Raw genomic sequence first — 20,688 nt, forward strand, 5'->3', positions numbered from 1 at the left:
GGATGATCGTGCCCCGATCATCCTGTGAGTTGTTCGTGGAACCCGTGATGAGTGTCCGGCCACCTGCGGTGAACACCGCTCCGGTGATGTTGCCTACGTGGCCGGTCAGCGGTTGTCCGATACGCCGAGGAGAGGCGGGATTGGATGTGTCCCACAAGATCACATCGGCGTCATCGGTCACCCTATCGCCTCCTCCGCGACCGAAGTCCGACGTGCCCGTGCCGGAGAGCGCGAGAAAGGAGCCGTCGGGGGTGAAGGCAGCGGCGAGGACTCCGCCGGTGTTGCCGCGGAGCGGCCCGGTGAGGAGCCGGGGCCGGTCGGGGTCGGAGATGTTCCAGAGGAAAGCCGTACCATCGGCGCTGCCGGTGGCCAGAGTCCCGGTTGTCTCCGCGAACGCGATCGCGTTGACGGTGGCGGTGGCGGTGTGGCCGGGCAGTGTCGCGGCGAGGTTGCTGTTGACAAGCGTGTCGAGCAGGTTCATGCGCGGGCGCGGGCCGTCAGCGATCGCGTTGGCGGCGACGCCGAGTCGCAGAGCGGTGCGCGGGTCATCGTTCTGAAGCGCATCGGCTCTGGCCAAGAGGCTCTCGGCGATCGCGGTCCGGCGAGCGCGTTCGGTGGCTTGCTCGCGGTCGAGGGCGCGTTGCCACTGCACGAGGGCGGTGATGCCGCCGGCGGTGACCAGGGTGGCGAGGACGGCGACGACCGCGATGGCCCGTCTTTGGGTACGGCGCGTGTGTTCCCGGCTGGCAGCGAGGAAGTCCCGTGCCCGGGGGCTCATCTGAGCTCGGTTGCGGGGGTCCGCGGCCCAGGCTGTGGCAGTGGCGAGGCGGTGTCCCTGGTAAAGGTGGCCGGGGGCACGGTTATCGTCGTGCCAAGTGTTCGCGTCGTCATCGAGGCGTTGGCGTAGGAGCTGGCCGGCGCGGTCGCTGTCGATCCAGGAGCGCAGGGTCGGCCAGGCACGCAGCAGGGCCTCGTGGGTGATCTCGACGTGCTGTTCGTGGATTGTGACGAGTCTGGCGTCGGGCGCGGCCAGCGCGTTTAAGACGTCCCGGGCCCTGCGGGGGTCAGCGGTGCTGGTGAGTAGCCGTTCGAGYGGGACCTTGCGGCGGGTGTCGTCGGTGCCCTCACCGACCCGCACGAGATCGAGCAGCAGGTGGCGAGCGGTTTCACGGTGAGCGTCATCGAACCGACCGAGGATCTCCTCGGCGGTGCTCGCCACGGCCCGGCGGATCCCACCGGTCGCGTGGTAGGCGGCCAAAGTCAGCAGCGTGCCGCCGCTGCGCTGACAGGTGACAAGCAAGGCGTGCGACAGCAAGGGCAGATGGCCGACGTGGTGCCCAGGCCTTCCCTGCGCCGACCGAGACAATGTACTCACAGGGTTGGCATCGAGATCCTCAAGGATGACGTCGGCAAGGCCCGGTTCCAGGTTCAACCCGGCTGCCGCGGCGGGCTGCTCGATGGCGCAACGCACCTCGTCCCCGCTCATCGGACCGACGAGCACCGGGTACGCCTCCACGGCCTCCCGCAGGCGCGGATAGGCCGCGAGGTGCTCGATGAAGTCCGCTCGGATACCGAGCACCACGGCCGCGGCGGGCGTCGGGGTGTCATCTGTGCAGCCCGCCAGCACCGCGAGCGCATCCAGGAACGCCCGCCGGGAACCCAAATCATTACACAGCGTGAAAAGTTCTTCGAATTGGTCAACGACGAGGACAACCCCCCGGCCGGCGCTCGTCGGGGACAGCGAAGTCAGGTGACGGCCGCGGAGGCGAGCCGCTACCTGGCTGGGCGCGTCCCTGAGCTCCGCAGCCACCGCGTCCGCGGATAGCTGCGCGGCATCGAGAGCTGGCGCCAATGCGGTGGCGAGGGCACGTAGCGGCGTTGCCGTCGGTGTCAAGGTCACGTGGGGCCAGTCCGCAGAACCGGGAATCCCGAGCTGACCCCGACGCAACGCGGGGAGGAGACCGGCTGCCAGGACCGACGACTTCCCGGCGCCGGACGCCCCGAGAACGACCAGCGGCCGGCCCTCACCGTAGGAGTGTGCCAACCGGGCAGCAAGCCGTACCGTGAGTTGTTCGCGGCCGAAAAACAGACCCTCATCGGATTCGGTGAACGCGGCCAACCCCTTGTAAGGGCACGCTGCGGATGGTCCGCCCCCGCCGCGACGGACACGCGCGTCCGTGTCTGGCTCCGTTGCCATCCACTCGAGCAACGACGACATCACATCACCTGAGAGGATCTCGCCTGCGTACGAACGGCGGACGCCGGGATGAATCTCGAGGAGCCGACCCAGAGTGTCGTGGTGCCACACCCACCAGTTCTTCAGGCCCAGCCCGGCGGCATGCTTGCTGATCAGCTGCTCGATGATGTCAATGCCCCCACCGCCAAGAGCCGGGGACAGCACGACGTTGGTCACGACCAGCAGGTACGCTGGGGCACGTCCCTTGCTAGCCCGCCCAGACTTCGGGTTAGACCACCACTCGAACTCCTTCTCTAGCTGCTGAGCAAGCCAGCGTGCGTCTCGCGCGTCCCCGTGCGGACGCCGCCGGAACTTGGCCTGCATGACGCCGTAGCCCGCCCAGGTACCGCCCCCAGCCTCCTCTGGGAGCAGGACCACGCCGTCAAACGTCGCGTCCCGGCCGCCGTCCGGCCCGTCGCCGTACACCACGGTTCCTCTGCCGAACACCGCCATCATCAGCGCTTGCGCCAAGTGCTCGAAGTCATGCTCGTTCAAGCGGCTCAAGTCGTGCTTCATGACCCGCATTGTCCATCTTGTCCTGACGCAACCGATCAGTCGACCATGCGACCGCCGACCTCCGCTACGCGGCCGACACGCGCACGCTCGGTCCGGCCCTGGGCAGATGGGTCATCCACGCCGACACATTCGCGCCCACGGCGGCGCCACGGCCCCCAACGGCCCCGTGCACGCCCGATCCCCACGCAGCGTGACCCCCAGGCAGGGTGCGCGGATGAACCACCGCCAGCCGACGCGCAACGCTCTTACCGCACCCCACCCACCCCAGAACCGCAGAAAAATAACAGACCGTAACCACTGCCGGGACGGTGGCGGGCCCTCAGATCCCGACCCAGACGGACAAAGGCGACACCCAAAACAAGATCGCCCCCAGCACGCCAACGCGAAATGCGCACACCATGCGCACACCAACCCGGTTTGATCTTGTCAAAATGATCTTTGACTTTGTAAAACCGCAGGTCAGGGCCTATTTTTCTGGAGCCGGCGAGGGGACTCGAACCCCTAGCCGCTCGATTACAAGTCGAGTGCGCTACCAATTGCGCCACGCCGGCCAGTGCCACCAGCGTACCGGACGGCATCGGCCGCCCGGGCCGACCGTCAGCTCTCGCCGCGCCCTCGGGCGCCGCCCGCTGGCCCGAGGCGAGCACGGACGGTTCGAGCCCCGGCAGGCCTGGGAAGGCGGAGGCTCTGGTGGCTGCGCCGGGCAGTCTCGCTGGCGGTTCCGGGGACCGCTCAGGGCCGACGGGGCACGAACCCGGCAAAGCCCCGGCCGGCTACCCAGAGGGTGGCGCCGACTGTAGTCCGCTGCTCTCGTTCCTGGTGCCCACGCCGGAGCCGAAATGTCGCCGCGGGCGGCGGTACGACACCTGACGGAGGGTGTCGGGTACTGGACATTGAATATTCGGGACCAGGCCGGATGATCTGATCGTACATCTCTTCAGTTCCGGGGGTCTTCCCTCGAATCAGGCTGGCTGGCTCCGGATTCACGGTTATGATTCCGCCGGGCCCGCCGCGTCAGCGGGTCGAAGGACGGGGACGACGATGGTGGGAATGGAAACGACAACCGTGTTGGTCGTGGATCTCGTGGGTTCGACGCGGGCCATCGCATCAGTTCCACAGGTTCRCATGGACGAAATGATGGCCGAGGCCGTGCTGCCGGTTCGCCGGGTCGTCGAGGAGCTCGACGGTGAGATCATCAAGTTCACGGGTGATGGTTATCTGACCGCGTTCCGGTCGGCGACGGGTGCGCTGCACGCGGCCGCACAAATCGTCAACCTGTTCATCTCCGGGCGGCGGTTGCCGATCGGCGAGTGGGTGGAGGGGTGCCGGGTCGCGATCCACACCTGCGACACGACCAGATTCGAGAACGACCTGCTGGGCGAGGGCGTTGTCGTCCCGGCACGAATGGAGAAGCAGGTACCTACGAACGAGGTGTACGTGACGTCGACGACGGTGGAGGCCGCGAAGTCGGCGGAGTTCACCTTCGACCTGATCGGCGATCTCTCGTTCGGCGGGATTCCGCGGCCGGTGCGGGTCCATCGGCTGCTGGCGGAGCGCTACCGGGGAATCGAGCGTGGAACGTTCCTCACGGTGACCGATCTGATCGGGCTGAACGCGCTGGCCGCGCAGGTCTCACTGACCGCGCTGAACGAACGGCTGCACAGCTGGGTCAGCATGCACCACGAGGCGCTGGGGGCGACGCGGGGTCGGCTGCGCTCCGTGGCCGGCGACAACATTCTGTCCACGCACGACGGTGCGGACGACGCCGTGGACTTTCTGGTCATGTTGGATCGCCTGGCCCGCGACCGGGTTGGCACGCCAGTCCCCGAGCAGGCCGCAGCCACGGACCCGGCCGCGGCCGCGGCTGCGGCTGCGGCAGGTGTGACGGTCGTTCCGGGGCCGGACGAGAGGCGCCAGGCGCCGTTCGCCTTCAGCGCCGTCATCACCTACGGGGATCTTTTCGTCCCGGATTTCGGGCTGGCAGGACCGGCCGTCAGCACCGCCTGCCGGACGCTGCAGGCCCTCACCCCGGGGACGAAGATCGCGGCAGCGGAGGTGCTGCGCCAGCTCGCCGCGCCGCGCGAGGAGTTCGGCAGCGCACTAGCGCCGCTGCCGGACGGGCTACCGGACAGTTACCACCTGTTCGGGACCCCCGACGGCGGCGAGGCCGCCTTCTCCGGAGCCTGACCGAGGCGGCCGCCGGTCAGCTCAGGGCAGCCGCCAGCAACGCACCGACGAACAGGCAGCCGATGTGCAGGGACTGGTCCGCCAGGTAGATCCCGTTGAGGCCGCCGCTGTCGATCTCGGCGAAGCGGGGGGAACGCCCCCGTTGCAGGATGCGGCGGACCGGCCATCGACGATCGATGAAGGCGTGGGTGACGAACGACCAGGCCAACGCCGCCGCAACACCGGCGGGTCGCAGCGGGACATCGATCAGTACGAGGCCCAGCAGCGCCGCGCCGATACACAGGTGGTAGTTGAGTAGATGACTGGTCATCGCCCGGGCCGCCGCCCAGCCCGAACCGTGCTTGCGGGCGGCCTGCCAGTCGGTCTGCGCGACGTGGTCGCCAAGATGATGTCCGACAAATAACGCGATGAACACAGCAGAGAATAGCGCGGTCTGATTCATGGACATTTCCCCCTCCTGCCGAAATCACAGTAGGACACGAACGCGGGAGATATCCGCGGGTTCGGTGGAGAGAGAGCTCGAAACGCGCCACCTGGCTGGCATCACCGCCTCCAGCGGTCGCGCAGCTGGGCGGAACGACGAAAATCAGCGGCGTTCGTCCCGATATGCGACAGCCAGCAAGGAAGAATACGCATATCTGTTTTATACGGACAGAAGCGGCAACGGCGGGGCCTCTGCGGCATGGTTCCGGCGACCAGGTGCGGCGCGCAGGATGCCGACCTCGACTCGGAACCGTGGCTCCGGTCGGGGCTACCGACCGAAAACGGAAGGCCCGACCGGTCGAACCGACCGGTCGGGCCTGACGGTGTTGCGAGGTGGTGCGGTGGTGCGGTGGTGCCTACAGGGTGCGGGTGCCGGTGGAGCTGACCGGGCCGGCGAACAGGACGTTGCCGTTCAGGTCGTAGGCGGTGGCCGTGCCCGTGGAGGTGTACTTGTTCCACGCTGTGAAGGTGGCCGAGTGGCGGATGTCGATGGTGCCGATCACCGAGCCGTTCGGGCCGGGCAGGCTCCGGACGAACTTGTAGGTGAAGGTGCGCGGCCCGGTCGACTTCCAGTTGCCGGTGAAGGAGCCGGTCGGGGTGGCGACCTGGAAGGTGCCGTTCAGTAGGAACTTCGTCTCAACGGCCTCGGTCTGGCCGGTGGAGGTCGTCGCCGTGCCCGACCAGCGGCCGACCGGCAGGTAGTAGACCGACAGGGCCGAGGTGTCCGCGGTGGCGGGAGCCGCGGTGGCCGCCGGGGCGCCGACCAGGACGAGTGCCCCGGCCAGTGCTGTCAGGATCAGTGTCACGCGTGTGGCGGCGGCCCGGACGCGAGATCTCAACATTCATGTGCTCCTTTGTTGCCGTCATCATCGAGGCGCCTGAACACCCGGACCGACATGCGGATGTCTGGGGATCACGTCGGTATGCGCACTCAGGCGGCGTCGCGCACACGTGCCCGCCCCGCGACAGATCTGGGACTCCACGCCCCCCGTCCGTGGTGTTGGGGGTTCGTGCCGGCATCCACGGCACGAACCCCCGACCTCACGGCTGGCGGGCCCCGTTCTGTCAGCGTGCGGGCGACGGCAACGACGAGCGCGCAGGAAAAGGGGTGAATCGGGACGTGTCAACGTCCGTACTGAGTGCTTCTGACCAGTCCCCCGCGGCCGGGACGACAACCTTCCAGTCGTCATCGACCCAGTTCACCTCGACCCGCATCGCCGTCGTGACGACTCCACCGCCGCCCCCGGACCGGGTGAGAACATACCGTACAACCGCGTTCCCGGATGAATAACGCTCCATCTGCCATCCGCTGATCTCAATCAGATCGGGAACAAAGGAGGTGGGCTCCCGGATTTCTTCGGTCACCCGGCGGATCATCGGGACGGCCGGCGCCGAGCCTGACCGTTGACGCCGAGCAGTCAATCCTTTTTCATATGGAATGTCGGATTTATCCGACACTCGGACGCCCGAGAGGGCGACTTCGCCATGCCGGTTCACGGCTTCAGAACACGCGACACACAACAGTTCGACGCCAGCAAGCCTCGACGCGAGGTTGATGGCAGCGACAACCGCCCCCAGCGGCGACTGCTCGAAACCCTCCACCCCCCGGGCATTGATCACTGCTGGGCCGGCGGACGGACTGTAGGGCAGTTTTATTCCGACTGGCACACCGGATTCTCGCGCAGTACCGGCCACGCCAACCGTGGCAGCCCTCAATTCGGGCGGCGCAACACCGCCCTGACCTTTTGCTGCCAGGCTACGGCCGCTTTCTGTCAGGTGCTCGTAGAAAGCGATGTCGGTCATGCTGATTCGCTGGCTGCGTGCCCGTAGCCGGAGCAGGACCCAGACGGTCGCACCGAACACCGTTGCCGCCTCGGCCGTCAGCAGAAGCATCGTCACGCGATGTCTCCGGGGGTGATCCGGGGGCGCGAGCTGGCTGGCGGCAGGTCGGCCAGCTCAGGGTGGTGGTCCGTGCCGGCAGCCATCCGGGCGGCCGCGAGCAGCGCACGGGCGACCTGGGCCCATTCGCTGCAGTCGCCGCCTATCGCGCCGCGGATCGTCTCCAGGCTGTGCAGTTCGTGGGAGAGACCCCCGGCGACGTAGGCGGGCATGCGGACCATGACCGCCGGTCGCCGGCTGTTCGGCGGGTCCTCGACCTCGATCGGGTCCTCCCAGTCGACATAGATCTCCATCTCAACTCCCGGCACCCGGCCGTGCGGCCGGGGCAGGTCGAGGTCGTGGCTGGGCATGGCGGCCTCCTGATGTCCCCCCGGGACTGATCAAGTCTGTCCTGGCGTTACGGGCCGGAACCGGGCCGGACCCGCATCGAAACGGTCCGATCACGGACCGTTTCGCCAGGGACCGTCCGCAGGCTCACCGGAAAGTGCCAGCTCCAGGGCATGGCGCACCAGGTGGACGAGCGTTGTCTGGGCACTGTCCGCACGCCGGGCGTCGCAGTACATCAGTGGTCGGTGCGGCGCGAGGTCAGCCGCATCGCGGACCATCGGGAGGGGGTACTCGCGGTTGTTCGCGTCGAACCGGTTCACCGCCACCAGAAACGGCACCTGACGGTTCTCGAAGAAATCGATGGCGGGGAACGAGTCGGCCATGCGGCGGGTGTCGACCAGCACCACCGCGCCGATCGCGCCGCGGACCAGCTCGTCCCACATGAACCAGAACCGGTCCTGACCCGGCGTGCCGAACAGATAGAGAATGATGTTGTTGCTGAGCGTGAGGCGGCCGAAGTCCATGGCAACGGTCGTGGTGGTCTTGYGGTTCACGGCGGAGGTGTCGTCCACGCCGACGCTCGCGCTCGTCATGGCCGCCTCGGTGGTGAGTGRCTCGATCTCGCTCACCGCCCCCACGAAAGTCGTCTTGCCTACGCCGAAACCACCGGCGACGAGCACTTTCACCGCGGTGGGCGCGCGCCTAGAGAGTGGTGAGACCATGCAGAACCCTCCGTAGGAGTTCCGGGCTGGGCCGATCGGGATGTTCGGGGCGGTGGACGGAGACCATTCCGTCCCGCGCCATGTCGTCGATGAGGACCCGCACGACCATCAGCGGCAGTTTCAGCCGGGCGGAGATCTCGGCGATCGAATGTATGCGCATGCAGAGGATCGCGATGTCGTGTTCCTCGGGGGCGAGCCGGCCACGGCGCCGGATCGCGGCCATGCCACCGTCCGTCGTCGCCACCAGGGCGACGAGTTCGAGCGGTACGGCCGGAGTGGTGCGTCCCCGGGTCACCGCGTAGGGGCGGACCAGCGGTTCGGCGTCATCCCAGCTCTCGCCCGGTGCCGGTGACCCGGACCAGTCCTGCGCCACCGTGTTCCTCCTCCCTGGTCGGGCCGGTCCCCGCGGTCCGCCGTCAGGACGGCAGTGCCGCCCGCATCTGGTTGCGCAGTTCGGGGGTCAGGAAACGGCCGGCTCGGCTGACCAGATGGGCCATCTCGTAGGCGATCTGGCCGACGTCGGCGTCGGCGGTGCTGGAGACGGCGAGGCAGGCGCTGTGCCCGACGGCCGTGATGAACAGGTAGCCGTTCTCCATGTCCACCATGGTCTTGTTGACCTGGCCCCAGCCGTGCTGCCGCGCGGCGCCGCGGGCGAGCGCGTCGAAGCCGGAGGCGACGGCGGCGAGCTGGTCGGCCGCGGCCCGGTCGATGCCGCTGGAGGTGGCCAGCAGCAGTCCGTCGGCGGACAGGACAACCGCGCAGAGGATGTCCGGCACGGTTTCGCGGAGCCTGTCGAGCAGAAAGGACAGGTCGGGCTGTCGGGGCATCGCTTATCTCCCGTCGAGGTCGTCGGCGTCACGCATGCCGCGTTCGAAAGCACTGGTGAAGCCCTGCGCGAGTGCGCGGGCGGCCTCGGGATCGGGCGTGCGTGCCACCCGTCGGGCAGCCGGCTCGGCGGGTGCCCCACCGGGGTCGTCGCGCAGGCTCTCGGCGAGGTGCGAGCCGCGGCGACGCCGTGGGAGATCCTCCAGGCGCGGGTGACCGCCGGCGCCGGCCGGCGCGGTCGACGCAGCCCCGTCGGTGCCTCGTAGTGGTCCGAACAGTGGGTCGAACATGCCGTTGTCAGCCAGATCCGTGGTGCCGTGGGCGGCCAGCCCGGGCACCCGGCCGTCGGCACGGCGCGGCGGGGCGGCGTCGAGGTCTCGATTGAGGCGGATGTGCCGCGAGTCGTCCGCGAACCGGTCACCGACGCCGCCGGCATCCCCGTACCCGCCTGTCCGGGCCGCCTCGCCGTACCCGCCGGCGACCCGCGCTCCGTCCCCACCCCGCTGGGCAGTGGCGCCGGCCTGCGGGTCCGCGCCGGTCCCGTCGAACCGCCCCGGGTAGCCGTCCGGCCCGGCGTAGCCGCCCCGTCCCGGGTAGCCGTCCCCGCCCCCGTAGCTCTCCCCGCCCCCGTAGCCGTTCCGGCCCTGCCCCGCGTAGCCGTCGTGCCCCGCCTGGCCGTCCCGGCTGGCGGGACCGTCGGGCTGCCCGCCATAGCCGTTGCGGTACTCGTCGTGACGTCCGTCCGCGTCATCGGGACGTCCACCGCGGCTGTCGGAGCGTCCGCCGTAGCCGTCGGGACGTCCGTCAGGGCTGTCGGGACGTCCGCCGTAGGTGTCTTCCGCGTGCGAGCCAAGGTGGTGCGGCGCCGTCCCGGCCGCGCCGGTCAGCGCGAGCTCCTCGGTGGGGGCGTGCATCCCGCGCATCCCGGCCCGGCCACCCGCTCCGATGCCGACTCCCTCGCCGCCCGCGCCGTTGCTGGTGAAGCCGGTGCCGGGGCCCGTGCCCGGGCCCGAACCAAGCTCGGCCATCCGGCGGCCGGGGGCGTCCGGACCGCCGGGCATCGCGGCCCGGCCGGCGGGGAGCAGGGCGTTCTGGTGCGGAACCTCGGTGTGGATCAGCGCCGCGGGAATGATCGTGACCACGTGGACGCCGCCGTACACGCTCGGCTTGAAGCGCACCGCGATCCGGTGCCGGGCCGCGAGCCGGGCGACCACGAACAGGCCGATCTGGCTGCCGTGCGTGGAGGCCTCGAAAGGCGGCGGGTTGGCCATGCGGTCGTTCGTCGCGGCGTAGGTCTCGTCGTCAAGGCCGACCCCGCGATCCTCGATCTCCACCGTCCAGCCCTGGCCGACCCGGCTGGCCTGGACGGTCACCGGGGTGTCCGGCGGGGAGAACGCGCAGGCGTTCTCGATCAGCTCGGCGAGCATGTGGGTCAGGTCGCCGACGGCGGTGGCGACGATCTCGACATCCGACGTCGGCAGATGCACGTGGACCCGGGTGTAGTCCTCGACCTCGCTGACCGCCGCGCGCAGCACCTGGACCAGGCGCACCGGCCCGCGGAACGTGCGCCCGGGCTGGCCGCCGGACAGCACGATCAGGCTTTCCGCCAGCCGCCGCATACGGGTCGCCTGGTGGTCGACGCCGAACAGTCTCGTCAGGATCTCGCCGTCCTGCTGGTCACGTTCCAGCTCGTCGATCAGCCGCAGCTGGCGCTGGATGAGTCCCTGGGTGCGCCGCGCGAGGGTCTGCAGGATCGCGCCGACACTGCGGCCCTCGGCGACCTCGTAGGCGGCGGTGATGGCCGACGAGTAGGTGACGTTGAAGGCGCGCGCCACGTCACCGATCTCGTCGCCGGTTGCGGTGGCGAACGCCGGTGGTTCGGCGGCGAGATCCACGGGGTGTCCCTGCCGCAGCCTCGAGGTGATGGCCGGCAGCCTGCTCTGAGCCACGTCGAGCGCACCGGCTCGCAGCGTCCGCAGCGCGCCGACCAGCCGGGAGGCGACGCCGACGGACACCGCGATGGACAGCGCGAGGACGCCGGCGGCGAGCAGGCCGGAGAGGATGGCCTGGCGCAGCGCCGCCTCGGCGAGGTTGCCGCTGCGGTTCTCCAGATCCTCGACGACCCGTCGCTGCACCGCGCGGATCTGCTCGGACTTCGCTCCGCTCGCGGACGCCCAGGCGGTGAAGTCGATGCGCTCTCCGCGCAGCACCCGGTCACGCAGGTCGGTGACCGGGGCCTGGGTCGGGCCGACCAGCCGGTCGTAAAGTGCGGCCTGGTCAGCCGTCGCGGACAGGCGGAACTGGGTCAGCCACGCGGTCTCGGACCCGGTCGCGGCCTGAACCCGGGTGACGCTGTCCGGCACCGCGGTGCCGAGCACGGCCGCCGAGGAGACGTACCCGTACTGCTGGCTGATCGCCTCGCCGACCCGGGAGATCGCGGACAACGCGGTCGCGACCCGGACGAGCTCGGTGTCCTCGCTGCCGATGCCGACCATGGCGGCGCCGACGTCCAGCCAGCCGGAGATCATCTGGTTGTAGGTGACGGTGCCCGGGCCCGGGCGCAGGGTCTGCGCGTCGACACCGGCACGGACCGTCGCCAGCCCGCCCATCTGGCCACGCGCGGCGGTGACCGCGTCCCGGACCTGGTTACGGGGGCCGGCCGGAAGCTCGCCAGCGGCCGCTGTGACGGTCGCGAACGCTCCGTCGACCGGGCCCCGCGCGTTCATCGAGCGGACCGCGAAGTCCCGTTCCCGGTACCCGGAGCCGACCAGGCTTGAGACGGCGTACCGCTCGGTCTGCAGGGCGTAGACAAGATCGTTGACGTGGATGAGGAAGCGGGCCGCGGTGCGGGTCTGCTCACTCGCCTGCTGGGCCGCGAGCTGGCCGGACACGACCCAGCTCCCGAAACCGACCAGGGCCAGCAGCGGCAGGAGCAGGACCAGCGTGATCTTGTAGCGAATGGGCCAGTTCCGCACTCCGCCACCTCTCGTCGGGGACGTGGCCGTCCTCTGGACGTCAAGTCGGCCGACGGGACCGGACTGTGGCAGGGAGGGGACTCACCACGCCCAGCCGCACACGCGCTGGGTGCCGTGGCGACTGCACGCCGATTTCAGTCGCCACACAGAGCCACGCTGAGCAGCTGCACCGATCCCGTCGGCGATCACGACGGTAACCGTGGTAGACGGTTGACCGGAAGAGTAATCATGTGACGCTTAAGGGACGCCGTGTCCTGTTCATGCCATTCCGGCCGGGGATAGGGCGAACTGTTGACAGATCGGTCACCCTCGCGCGCGCTTCGCCGGCGCGCCCTGTGGCGGACGTCCCGCGCGGCCCCGGGCCCCCGCCCTCGACTCCGGCCCGGACCCCGGTYGGGCGTCCGGTGCCGGTCGCCCATCCGCTGCCACACGCCCATCCGCTGCCGCACGCCCATCGGCCGCCGCACGGCCATCGGCCGCCGCTCGGACGTCCGGCGATAACGGCGGCGACGGCGACACCGCCGGGCGTGGCGGGCGTGGCGCGGCGCTCGCGCGTGTAGGCAGCCGCGCGCCGCCGGGGATCGCCAGCACCCCGGCAGTCCGGGTCGCCGCGGCCGGGCCTGCGCCGTCCACCGCGCGGCCCGTCCTACCGACGCCGGCCCCGCCAGAGACATCGGCCGTCTCGGCCGTCTCGGTGAGATCGGCGATCTCGGTTCCCTGGGCGGCCTGGACCAGGAAGCCGGCACGCGCGGCGGCGGCACCCAGCTGGAACCGGGTCAGCACCCCGAAGCGTTGGCACAGTTCCGCCACGTCCCGTTTCACCGTCCGGTCGGAGACGCCGAGTTCGCGGGCCGCCCGGCTGTCGTCGAACCCGATGGCCAGCAGCCGCAGCAGCGCACGCTGGCGGCGCAGCGCGGCGGGCTCGTCGACGGTCACCGCCGGGGTTCCGCGGCGTTCGGCCGCCCGCTGCGCCCGGGTCACCATGTCCGCGACCGCCAGGACCAGCGTCGGCGCCACGACGACGAAGGCGCCTTCATCGAGATCGTCATCACGGACGGGGACGAGCGCCGCGGCGCCGTCCCACACGATCGCGCGCATCGGCAACGCCTGGGCCACGTGGATCTGGCCGATGGGCGGCAGCCGCCGGCCCTGGTTGCGCCGCCGGGCCGCCGAGATCGCGGCTGCAGTCCACGCACTGGAGACCCGCACGCCGCGGCCGACAGCTGGCACGAGCAGGTCTGTGACCTCGCCACCGAGCCCGGGGGGCTGCGGTCCGTTCAGCAGGAACCGGATCGACTGGTTCGACTTCCTGGTGAACTCGGCCATCCGGGGAAAGATCTCGTCGCGGGCGAGCACCTGCACTCCGGAGTTCGTTCCGGCCCGGCGACGGCCGGCGACGTAGTCGCCGAACAGGCCGGAGCGGTAGAGCTGGGCGCGCTCGTCGGCCATGCGGGCCCGTTCGGCTACCAGCGCCGCCTCGCGTGCCGCATGCCGGGCCTGGAGCACACGTGCCGGATCCTGCGGCTCCCACTGGTGCCCGACCTGGCGGACGAGGCCGGCCTCGACCAGGCGTTCCAGCTCTTCCTGGACGATCGGCTCGGGTCGACGCAGCCATTCGGCAAGCAAATCGACGCCGCAGGAGGGGTGCCGCGCCACTGTGCGCCACACCTCGTCGGAGAATTCGTCCAGCCCGTCGAACCCGAGTTCGGACAGACGCATGCGCACCCCTTCCCGCGTGACCTGCCGCCACGAGCAACGAACATTCCAGATACGCCCCGGAAACACTTCGCTGGATTCACGGGAAATCGCGGTGCGCGGCAGACCGCACGTTGCGCTGACACACCGGTTACAACTGGTTACGGCAAGCTATACCAGCCCCGCCGGTTCTTCAACGGCTTTGCACGAAATCGCGAAGAGATCCCCGCAACACCACAACGTCATCCCAAAGATGATCGATCATTTGCGTTGCCATGTTCTTGCATGGTGTGTCCGAACGCAGATATGGCCGAAATTCGTCTACCGCGATCAGCACACCAATACACGCCAACGGAGACACATCGAAACGCCTGCACGGCCATCCACCCACGCCAAAAGGCTGCCGCCCGCGCCGCGCCGCCTGGGCGGTCCGCCATGCGCCGGGCACCGAGCGGTAACTCGCCTGTTACCCGGAAGTCGTCCGGCGCCCGGGCGGGAATCACCTCTCGCCGCTCAGAGAACTATTTACCGGACGGACATCACCGGCCCGGAAACATCGGGTTCAGAATAGCCATCCGACGGAAATGCGATCCTGCCCGGCTCCCGTCCCACCGGTCGCCCGCACCCGACGGCGCAGGCGCCAGGTGCACGGAAACGTGACTACTGAGGGGACTCCCGGTCGCGCCACGGCACCGTCGCGACGACCTCGGTCGRCCCGCCGGCCGGACTCTCCAGCCGCAGTGATCCGTCCAACGCCCCCAGGCGTTCGGTGAGACCGGCGAGACCGCTCCCGATGCCGGGCCGCGCACCGCCCTTCCCGTCGTCGGTGATCCGCAGCAGGAGCCGGTCACCGGCCCGGTGGACGTGAACGGTCGCCGCCGCCGCACCGCTGTGCTTGCTGATGTTGGTGAGCAGCTCGGCCGTGGTGAAGTAGACGATGCCCTCGATGGCCGCGGCCGGCCGCTCCTCGAGGTCCACCGCGACATGCACCGGCACGGTGCACCGTGCCCCGAGCGAGGGGATCGCTCCGGGCAGACCGCGATCGGTGAGGATCGCCGGGTGGATCCCGCGGGCCAGGTCACGCAGCTCGCGCAGCGCGAGCTTGACCTCTCCGTGTGCCTCTTCGACCATCCTCGCCGCGGCGTCCGGGTCGTCCTGGAGCTTGTCGCGCGCCATGCCGAGGCCCATCGCCAGTGCGACCAGGCGCGCCTGAGCGCCGTCATGCAGGTCCCGCTCGATGCGGCGCAGATCGGCGGCAGCAGTGTCCACCACGGTGCCGCGGTCGGCCTCGAGCTCGCGGATCCGCCGTTCCATCCGGTCGGACGGTGCCAGCAACGTGGTGATCATGGCGGCGTCGGCGGCGGCCAGGGCACGTGCCACGACCGGCAGCACCGGCCAGCCGACGAGGAGCACGACGAGCACCACCACGAAGGTGAAGATCACCCAGGGCAGCCGGACGAGGAAGTACAGCGCGTGCCGCCACCCGACCGGGTCCGCCACACCGGCCCACAGACGGGCGACGATGCCGGACGAGGACGAGCGGGGCTTCGACGCCGGCGGGACACGCACGCCCAGCATCGCCCCGGCACGCGCTCGCTCGACCGTGCCGAGAGCCCGCACCCCGACGAGCCCCAGGGCTAGCAGCGGCAGCCCGACGACGGTGACGGCCAGGCCGACGCCAACCGAGAACCAGGCCGCGACGAAGACGAACCCGACCAGCCCCAGCGGGAAGTCCAGCAGCAGGAAGAGCACCCGCCGCCAGGAGCGGACATCCAACGCGAAGACAGGCTCCCCCGCGGTGCCCGCCTCGCCGGAGCCGGCGGGACCAGCGGAACCAGCGGAACCAGCGGTGCCCGGACTCACGTCGACGGGACCGGCCACCAGACGCTCCTCTCCGCGGTACAGCGCCGAGGGCAGGGAAGCGCGGTTTCCCGGGTTCGTCAAGCCGCTGATCCACCGACCTCGCGGCGGCGCGGCACCCGGCGGCGCCACGAGAACTGCCAGCCACCCAATAAAACAGAGCATACAGATTATTCAAATTGGCTTCACGCACCCTCTCGGGACCACATTGTGAGACGGCGGGCCCGCGTCGAAGAAAAGTCGGCCATCCGTACCACCGCGGTCGCACTCCGTGTAAGAATGAAGCCGAACACGCACGTCACGGGGCGCCCTCCCGCCCTGGTCCACTGAGGATTCAGCGAGATCGCAGGGATTCAGCGAGATCGCAGGCGTCGCCTCCAGCTGGCCGTCCAGCGGTTCCGGGAGGCATGCTCCATTGGGGGGAAGATCTGAATCAGCTGCAGCCGACGGGCGGCGAACCGCGCCGATGTCAGGGCGCGTCGGCCACGGCCACGCCCGCAGAATCCACCTGTGCCGGCCCCGCGCCGGGCAGCCGGTCCGTATCGTGTTACGAGCTCGCCGCGGCCACTGCCGAGCGCTGGCCCGCATGGGAAACCCCTGTCCCGGACAGCATCCGGGGAATGCGCTCGCGGCGTCGTGCGGCAACCGGCCTCCGTCCCCGTCACCACGGCCGGAACCGCAGCGGCAGCCACAACGCGGCCCAGCCATTGACCGAATCCGGGCGTCCAGACTGGTTCTGACCGTCTGCCGGGCGGGTGTCACCACCGAGCTGGCCGTTCCCGTGAGTCCGGCAGCCGGCGCCGTCACTGCGTGATTCTGCCCGCGCTTCCACGAAGACCTCGACGTTCGCGCGATACCACTCCCGAACAACGTCGCGCCTTCGAATCCCTGCCGATTCGAAGGCGCCGGTCCCGGCATGCCTTTCGGACCCGAAACAGGCCGCGCTGCGCCGTTCGGAACGCGAACACAGACCTGTGTTCCGCCGTCGTCGTTTCGTCGCTGTGTCGTTTCGTCGTTCCCGACGCCACATCACCCGGCTCCGGCCGACGAACCACCGGTGCGCTGGCGCGCCGACACTGCCCGCGCCAGCTCCGCGAGCCGGCGCGGGTGCCCCGCGTGCGCTCGGACCCTCGCACCTGATCTCGCACGGAGGACTCATGTACGTCCCGCTGCCCGCTGCCGAAACGCTCGCCCCTGCGGGGTTCGGCCCGACCGAACCGCTCCGCGGCCCAGTGGCACAGGCGGTCACCCCAGCCGCTCGCGAGGCATCACCCGACCACGCGACCGTCCTGCTCGACCTGGTTTCCGGCCTGCTGACCGACGTGGTGGGCGTCGCGTTCCTGTTGTACCTGTCGACCGGGCTGCTCGGCATCCTGGTCGCCCTCGTGCTGCGGGCCGGCCGCCGACCGTCCCGGCCCGGTCCCGGCCCGGCCGCATGAACCTGCTCGACGCCGACGGCGGCGACGCCCGGCTCCTCGCCACGATCATGATCGCTTTCGGAATGCTCTACCTGCTCATGATGCTGGTGCTCTCCCGCGTCCACCGAGCCCGGACCGGGCCTCCTCCGACCGGCATCTTCTTCGTCTTCGTGATGCCCTGCCTGAACGAGGAGGCGGTCATCGAGGCGAGCCTGCGTCGCCTGCTGCTCTCCCCCGCCCCGAACCGCCGGGTGCTCGTCGTGGACGACGGCTCCGACGACCGGACGTCCCAGCTGGTGCTCGACGTGGTCGACGACCGGGTGTGGCTGCTGCGCCGCAACCTGCCGGACGCCCGGCGCGGCAAGGGCGCCGCGCTCAACTCCGCGATCGCGCACCTGGCGACCCGTGACGAGGTCGCCTCCCGCGACCCGGATGACGTGATCATCGCGGTGGTCGACGCCGACGGGCGGCTCGACCCGCACACGGTGGACGCCGTCGCGCCCTACTTCGCCGACCCCCGCACCGCGGGAGTGCAGACCGGCGTGCGCATCAACAACCGCGACGGCAGCCTGCTCGCCCGGCTCCAGGACATGGAGTTCGTGATCTACACGGACGTGTTCCAGCGCGGCCGCGGCGAGCTGGACAACGTCGGCCTCGGCGGCAACGGCCAGTTCGTCCGGCTCTCCGCGCTGCGCTCGCTCGGCAGTGGCGGGCCGTGGTCGCACAGCCTCACCGAGGACCTGGACCTCGGCGTCCGCCTGCTCCTCGCCGGCTGGCGCAACCAGTTCTGCCCGCAGGCGGACGTCCACCAGCAGGGGGTCGTCCGCCTCGGTCGGCTGCTGCGGCAACGGTCCCGCTGGTTCCAGGGCCACCTGCAGTCGTGGACGCTGCTGCCCCGGGTGCTGCGGCAGGCGCGGGTCCGGGCGCTGCCGGACATGCTGTTCCACCTCTCGAGCCCGCTGCTGATCCTGCTGGCATCGATGCTGACAGCGGCGTTCGCGCTGAGCACCGTGGCCGTGCTGACGCGCTGGCTGGCGGGTGGGGTGGCGCCGGATCCGCGCTACTTCCTCGGCGCCTACGTGATGGCCGCATGCCCGGCGCTGATCTGCGGACTGATCTACCGCTCGCGGGAGCCGCTCGTCGGCCTCGGCATGCTGCGGCTCGCCGGCTACGCCCATCTCTACCTGATCTACTCGCTGGTCTGGTTCGTGGCCGGCTGGTGGGCGCTGGCCCGGGTGGTGGGACGCCGGACAAGCTGGCACAAGACCGCCCGCACCCCGGAACCGGCCCGCTCCGAGCCCAGGGCGCCGGTGCCCGTCATCCACGACAGCTCCGGCCGATGAGGGCCGCGACGCGGGCCACCGCCGGACGCCAGACCGCCGGACGCCAGACCGCCGGTCGCCAGACCGCCGGTCGAGGGCCGGCAGGACGACAGCCGAACGGGCGGCCCCGGCACGGCGCCCATCCGGTGCCGGTGGTGGTCCTGCTTCTGCTGGGTGCCGTCGCGGCGCTGACCGGGGTGTGGGCGGTGGTCCAGCTGGGCTCCGACGGCCGTCCCACCCGCTGGCGCGACGGGACCACCCACGGCCCCTGGCAGGCGATCTTCGACGGCTACGGGCGCACCACCGGGCACACCGTCGGCGGCGATCTCGTCATCACGTTGGCTCCGCAGGCCGCCGAGGGACCCGAGCACACCCACGCCGGCCTTGTCATCAGCTCCGAGGAGTACCGCGATGTGCGCTTCACAGCGCAGGTCCGCACCATCCRCCAGCTCCGCCCGGGTTCTCCGTCTCCCTGGGAGGTCGGGTGGGTCCTGTGGAACTACACCGATTCAGCGCACTTCTACGCCTTCGCGCTGAAGCCGAACGGGTGGGAGCTCAGCAAGCAGGACCCGGCCTATCCCGGCGGCCAGCGGTTCCTGGCGAGTGGGCCCACGCCGCGGGCCCAGCTCGGCAGCTGGCACACCGTCGATGTGGTCCACGCGGGGGATGCGCTGGCGGTCTCGGTGGACGGCGTCCCGACGGTGCGGACCCAGGACGCCGAGCGCCCCTACCACTCCGGAGCGGTCGGCCTGTACTGCGAGGACGCGGTCGTGGAGTTCCGCCGGGCCGGGGCCCGAAGCCTGCGCCCGACCGACGCGCCGACCCCCTGACCCGCCTGACCTGCTGCCCGCCTGCCTGGCTGGCTGGCTGGCTACCCAGCCGCCTGTCTGCCACATCCGACATGCGATCAACGATGGGAGGACGACGTGACCGACAGCTCCACCGGTCACACGGTGCTGCTCGTGTACGGCACGAGACCCGAGGCGATCAAGATGGCGCCGGTGGTCCACGAGCTGCGCCGGGGCCGGTCGCTGCGACCGGTCCTGGCCGTCACAGGCCAGCACCGGACCATGCTCGACCAGGTCAACAGCCTGTTCGGGCTGGTGCCTGACTACGACCTGGAGATCCTGCAGCACCGCCAGTCCCTGTCCGGGGTGACCACGCGTGCCCTTGCCGGTCTCGAGGCGGTGATGACCGAGGTGCGGCCGGACGCGGTCGTCGTCCAGGGTGACACGACCACGGCGTTCACCGGCGCGCTGGCGGCCTTCTACCAGAACGTGCCCGTCGTCCATCTGGAAGCCGGGCTGCGCACCGACGACCCGTCCTCACCGTTCCCCGAGGAGATCAACCGCCGGCTCACCGCACAGCTGGCGGACCTGCACCTCGCCCCGACCCCGTCGGCCCGCGCCAACCTGCTGGCCGAAGGCGTCCGGGCGGACTCGATCCTCGTCACCGGGAACACGGTGATCGATGCCCTGCTGCAGGTGACCGCGGCGCCGCCGCCCGACGACCGGCTGCTCGCCGACGTCCGGCAGCGCATCGGCGACAGTGGGCGTCCGGTCGTCCTGGTCACGGCGCACCGGCGCGAGTCCTGGGGCGAGCCGCTCGCCCGGGTCGGCGCGGCGCTGGCCCGGCTCGCGACCGAGCGGCCCGAGCTGCTGATCGTGCTGCCCGCCCATCGGAACCCCGCGGTGCGGGAGGCCGTGCTGCCACCACTCGCCGGACTGCCCGGCATCATCGTCGCCGACCCGGTCGACTACGCTGCGTTCGCGCACCTCATGGCCATGGCGACGGTCGTCCTGACCGACAGCGGAGGAGTCCAGGAGGAGGCGCCGAGCCTCGGCAAGCCCGTGCTGGTGCTGCGAGACAACACCGAACGCCCCGAAGGCGTGCGGGCCGGCACCGCCCGGCTCGTCGGCACCGACCCGGACCAGATCGTGGCGGCGGTGGGGAACCTGGTGGACGACCCGGTGGCGTACGCGGCGATGGCCGGGGCCGTCAATCCCTACGGGGACGGGCAGGCTGCCCGCCGGGCGGTGGCGGCGATCGAGCACCGGCTACTCGGCGCTCCCGTTCCGGATGCCTTCGTCCCGGACCTCCCGCTGCCGCCCGCGCGCCCGATCACCATCCCGCGCCAGCCGGCGGTTCCACACCGCGAGCGCACCGGCACCGTGGTCACGGCAGGCCGAGAGGAAAGCGGCGCATGACCTCCCCCGAGAGACC

Annotated in this window: 16 protein-coding genes and 1 tRNA gene; 5 read left to right on the plus strand and 12 right to left on the minus strand. The window is 70.4% G+C overall.

What is annotated here, in order from left to right; all coding sequences use genetic code 11:
- Nucleotides 1–2,752, minus strand: a 2,752-nt coding sequence (locus CC117_RS29975; RefSeq protein WP_198542040.1) for an AAA family ATPase, incomplete at its 3' end; no start/stop codon positions are given.
- 475 nt (nucleotides 2,753–3,227) lie between these two features.
- Nucleotides 3,228–3,303, minus strand: a tRNA-Thr gene (locus CC117_RS29980).
- Nucleotides 3,304–3,877: 574 nt separating this feature from the next.
- On the opposite strand from CC117_RS29980, the gene CC117_RS29985 reads away from it, so the two are divergent.
- On the plus strand, nucleotides 3,878–4,939 hold the full coding sequence (locus tag CC117_RS29985; RefSeq protein ID WP_241830555.1) for an adenylate/guanylate cyclase domain-containing protein: 1,062 nt from the start codon (nucleotides 3,878–3,880) through the stop codon (nucleotides 4,937–4,939).
- Between the two features lie 16 nt (nucleotides 4,940–4,955).
- Here CC117_RS29985 and CC117_RS29990 read toward each other — a convergent pair whose 3' ends face one another.
- The 10 genes from CC117_RS29990 to CC117_RS30030 all read right to left on the minus strand — a co-directional run bounded on the left by CC117_RS29990 (nucleotide 4,956) and on the right by CC117_RS30030 (nucleotide 15,746).
- Entirely contained in the window at nucleotides 4,956–5,387 is a 432-nt protein-coding gene (locus tag CC117_RS29990) for a DUF3307 domain-containing protein (RefSeq protein ID WP_241830556.1), read from the minus strand.
- Nucleotides 5,388–5,778: 391 nt separating this feature from the next.
- The gene (locus CC117_RS29995) at nucleotides 5,779–6,264 is read right to left on the minus strand and encodes a hypothetical protein (protein ID WP_071090548.1); all 486 of its coding nucleotides are present in this window, start codon (nucleotides 6,262–6,264) and stop codon (nucleotides 5,779–5,781) included.
- A gap of 223 nt (nucleotides 6,265–6,487) precedes the next feature.
- The gene (locus CC117_RS37120) at nucleotides 6,488–7,321 is read right to left on the minus strand and encodes a hypothetical protein (protein ID WP_131803161.1); all 834 of its coding nucleotides are present in this window, start codon (nucleotides 7,319–7,321) and stop codon (nucleotides 6,488–6,490) included.
- Nucleotides 7,318–7,671, minus strand: coding sequence for a hypothetical protein (locus tag CC117_RS30000; RefSeq protein WP_071090551.1), 354 nt, complete (start codon nucleotides 7,669–7,671; stop codon nucleotides 7,318–7,320). The genes CC117_RS37120 and CC117_RS30000 overlap by 4 nt, the downstream gene beginning before the upstream one ends.
- Before the next feature lie 90 nt (nucleotides 7,672–7,761).
- Nucleotides 7,762–8,370 (minus strand): GTP-binding protein, encoded by a 609-nt coding sequence (locus CC117_RS30005; protein WP_071090553.1) that lies wholly within the window; start codon nucleotides 8,368–8,370, stop codon nucleotides 7,762–7,764.
- Complete coding sequence (locus CC117_RS30010; RefSeq protein WP_018637388.1) at nucleotides 8,351–8,743, minus strand: DUF742 domain-containing protein; 393 nt, start codon at nucleotides 8,741–8,743, stop codon at nucleotides 8,351–8,353. Before CC117_RS30010 ends, CC117_RS30005 begins: the two co-directional genes overlap by 20 nt.
- 43 nt (nucleotides 8,744–8,786) lie before the next feature.
- On the minus strand, nucleotides 8,787–9,197 hold the full coding sequence (locus CC117_RS30015) for a roadblock/LC7 domain-containing protein (RefSeq protein ID WP_018637389.1): 411 nt from the start codon (nucleotides 9,195–9,197) through the stop codon (nucleotides 8,787–8,789).
- A 3-nt stretch (nucleotides 9,198–9,200) separates the two neighbouring features.
- Nucleotides 9,201–12,170 (minus strand): sensor histidine kinase, encoded by a 2,970-nt coding sequence (locus CC117_RS30020; RefSeq protein ID WP_071090555.1) that lies wholly within the window; start codon nucleotides 12,168–12,170, stop codon nucleotides 9,201–9,203.
- Nucleotides 12,171–12,473: 303 nt separating this feature from the next.
- Complete coding sequence (locus CC117_RS30025) at nucleotides 12,474–13,889, minus strand: LuxR C-terminal-related transcriptional regulator (protein WP_116287933.1); 1,416 nt, start codon at nucleotides 13,887–13,889, stop codon at nucleotides 12,474–12,476.
- Nucleotides 13,890–14,525: 636 nt separating this feature from the next.
- On the minus strand, nucleotides 14,526–15,746 hold the full coding sequence (locus tag CC117_RS30030; RefSeq protein ID WP_084133029.1) for a sensor histidine kinase: 1,221 nt from the start codon (nucleotides 15,744–15,746) through the stop codon (nucleotides 14,526–14,528).
- A gap of 1,136 nt (nucleotides 15,747–16,882) precedes the next feature.
- Between CC117_RS30030 and CC117_RS30035 the strand changes: the two genes are divergently transcribed.
- From CC117_RS30035 to wecB, 4 genes are all read left to right on the plus strand, one after another.
- On the plus strand, nucleotides 16,883–17,164 hold the full coding sequence (locus CC117_RS30035) for a hypothetical protein (RefSeq protein WP_071090559.1): 282 nt from the start codon (nucleotides 16,883–16,885) through the stop codon (nucleotides 17,162–17,164).
- Nucleotides 17,161–18,486 (plus strand): glycosyltransferase family 2 protein, encoded by a 1,326-nt coding sequence (locus CC117_RS30040; RefSeq protein ID WP_071090562.1) that lies wholly within the window; start codon nucleotides 17,161–17,163, stop codon nucleotides 18,484–18,486. The genes CC117_RS30035 and CC117_RS30040 overlap by 4 nt, the downstream gene beginning before the upstream one ends.
- 125 nt (nucleotides 18,487–18,611) lie before the next feature.
- Nucleotides 18,612–19,295, plus strand: a complete 684-nt coding sequence (locus CC117_RS30045) for a family 16 glycoside hydrolase (protein ID WP_071091134.1) — start codon at nucleotides 18,612–18,614, stop codon at nucleotides 19,293–19,295.
- A gap of 96 nt (nucleotides 19,296–19,391) precedes the next feature.
- Nucleotides 19,392–20,672 carry a non-hydrolyzing UDP-N-acetylglucosamine 2-epimerase gene (gene wecB, locus CC117_RS30050; protein ID WP_071090565.1) on the plus strand — a complete coding sequence of 427 codons (1,281 nt, stop codon included), beginning with the start codon at nucleotides 19,392–19,394 and terminating at the stop codon, nucleotides 20,670–20,672.
- The last annotated feature ends 16 nt before the right edge of the window (nucleotides 20,673–20,688 follow it).

The sequence above is a fragment of the Parafrankia colletiae genome (genome assembly GCF_001854655.1).
GTDB classification, from domain to species: domain Bacteria; phylum Actinomycetota; class Actinomycetes; order Frankiales; family Frankiaceae; genus Parafrankia; species Parafrankia colletiae.

Coding starts and splice junctions, on each gene's coding strand:
- CC117_RS29985 (WP_241830555.1), top strand. CDS start 3,878: ATGGACGAAATGATGGCCGAGGCCGTGCTGCCGGTTCGCCGGGTCGTC.
- CC117_RS29990 (WP_241830556.1), bottom strand. CDS start 5,387: ATGTCCATGAATCAGACCGCGCTATTCTCTGCTGTGTTCATCGCGTTA.
- CC117_RS29995 (WP_071090548.1), bottom strand. CDS start 6,264: ATGTTGAGATCTCGCGTCCGGGCCGCCGCCACACGCGTGACACTGATC.
- CC117_RS30000 (WP_071090551.1), bottom strand. CDS start 7,671: ATGCCCAGCCACGACCTCGACCTGCCCCGGCCGCACGGCCGGGTGCCG.
- CC117_RS30015 (WP_018637389.1), bottom strand. CDS start 9,197: ATGCCCCGACAGCCCGACCTGTCCTTTCTGCTCGACAGGCTCCGCGAA.
- CC117_RS30035 (WP_071090559.1), top strand. CDS start 16,883: ATGTACGTCCCGCTGCCCGCTGCCGAAACGCTCGCCCCTGCGGGGTTC.
- CC117_RS30040 (WP_071090562.1), top strand. CDS start 17,161: ATGAACCTGCTCGACGCCGACGGCGGCGACGCCCGGCTCCTCGCCACG.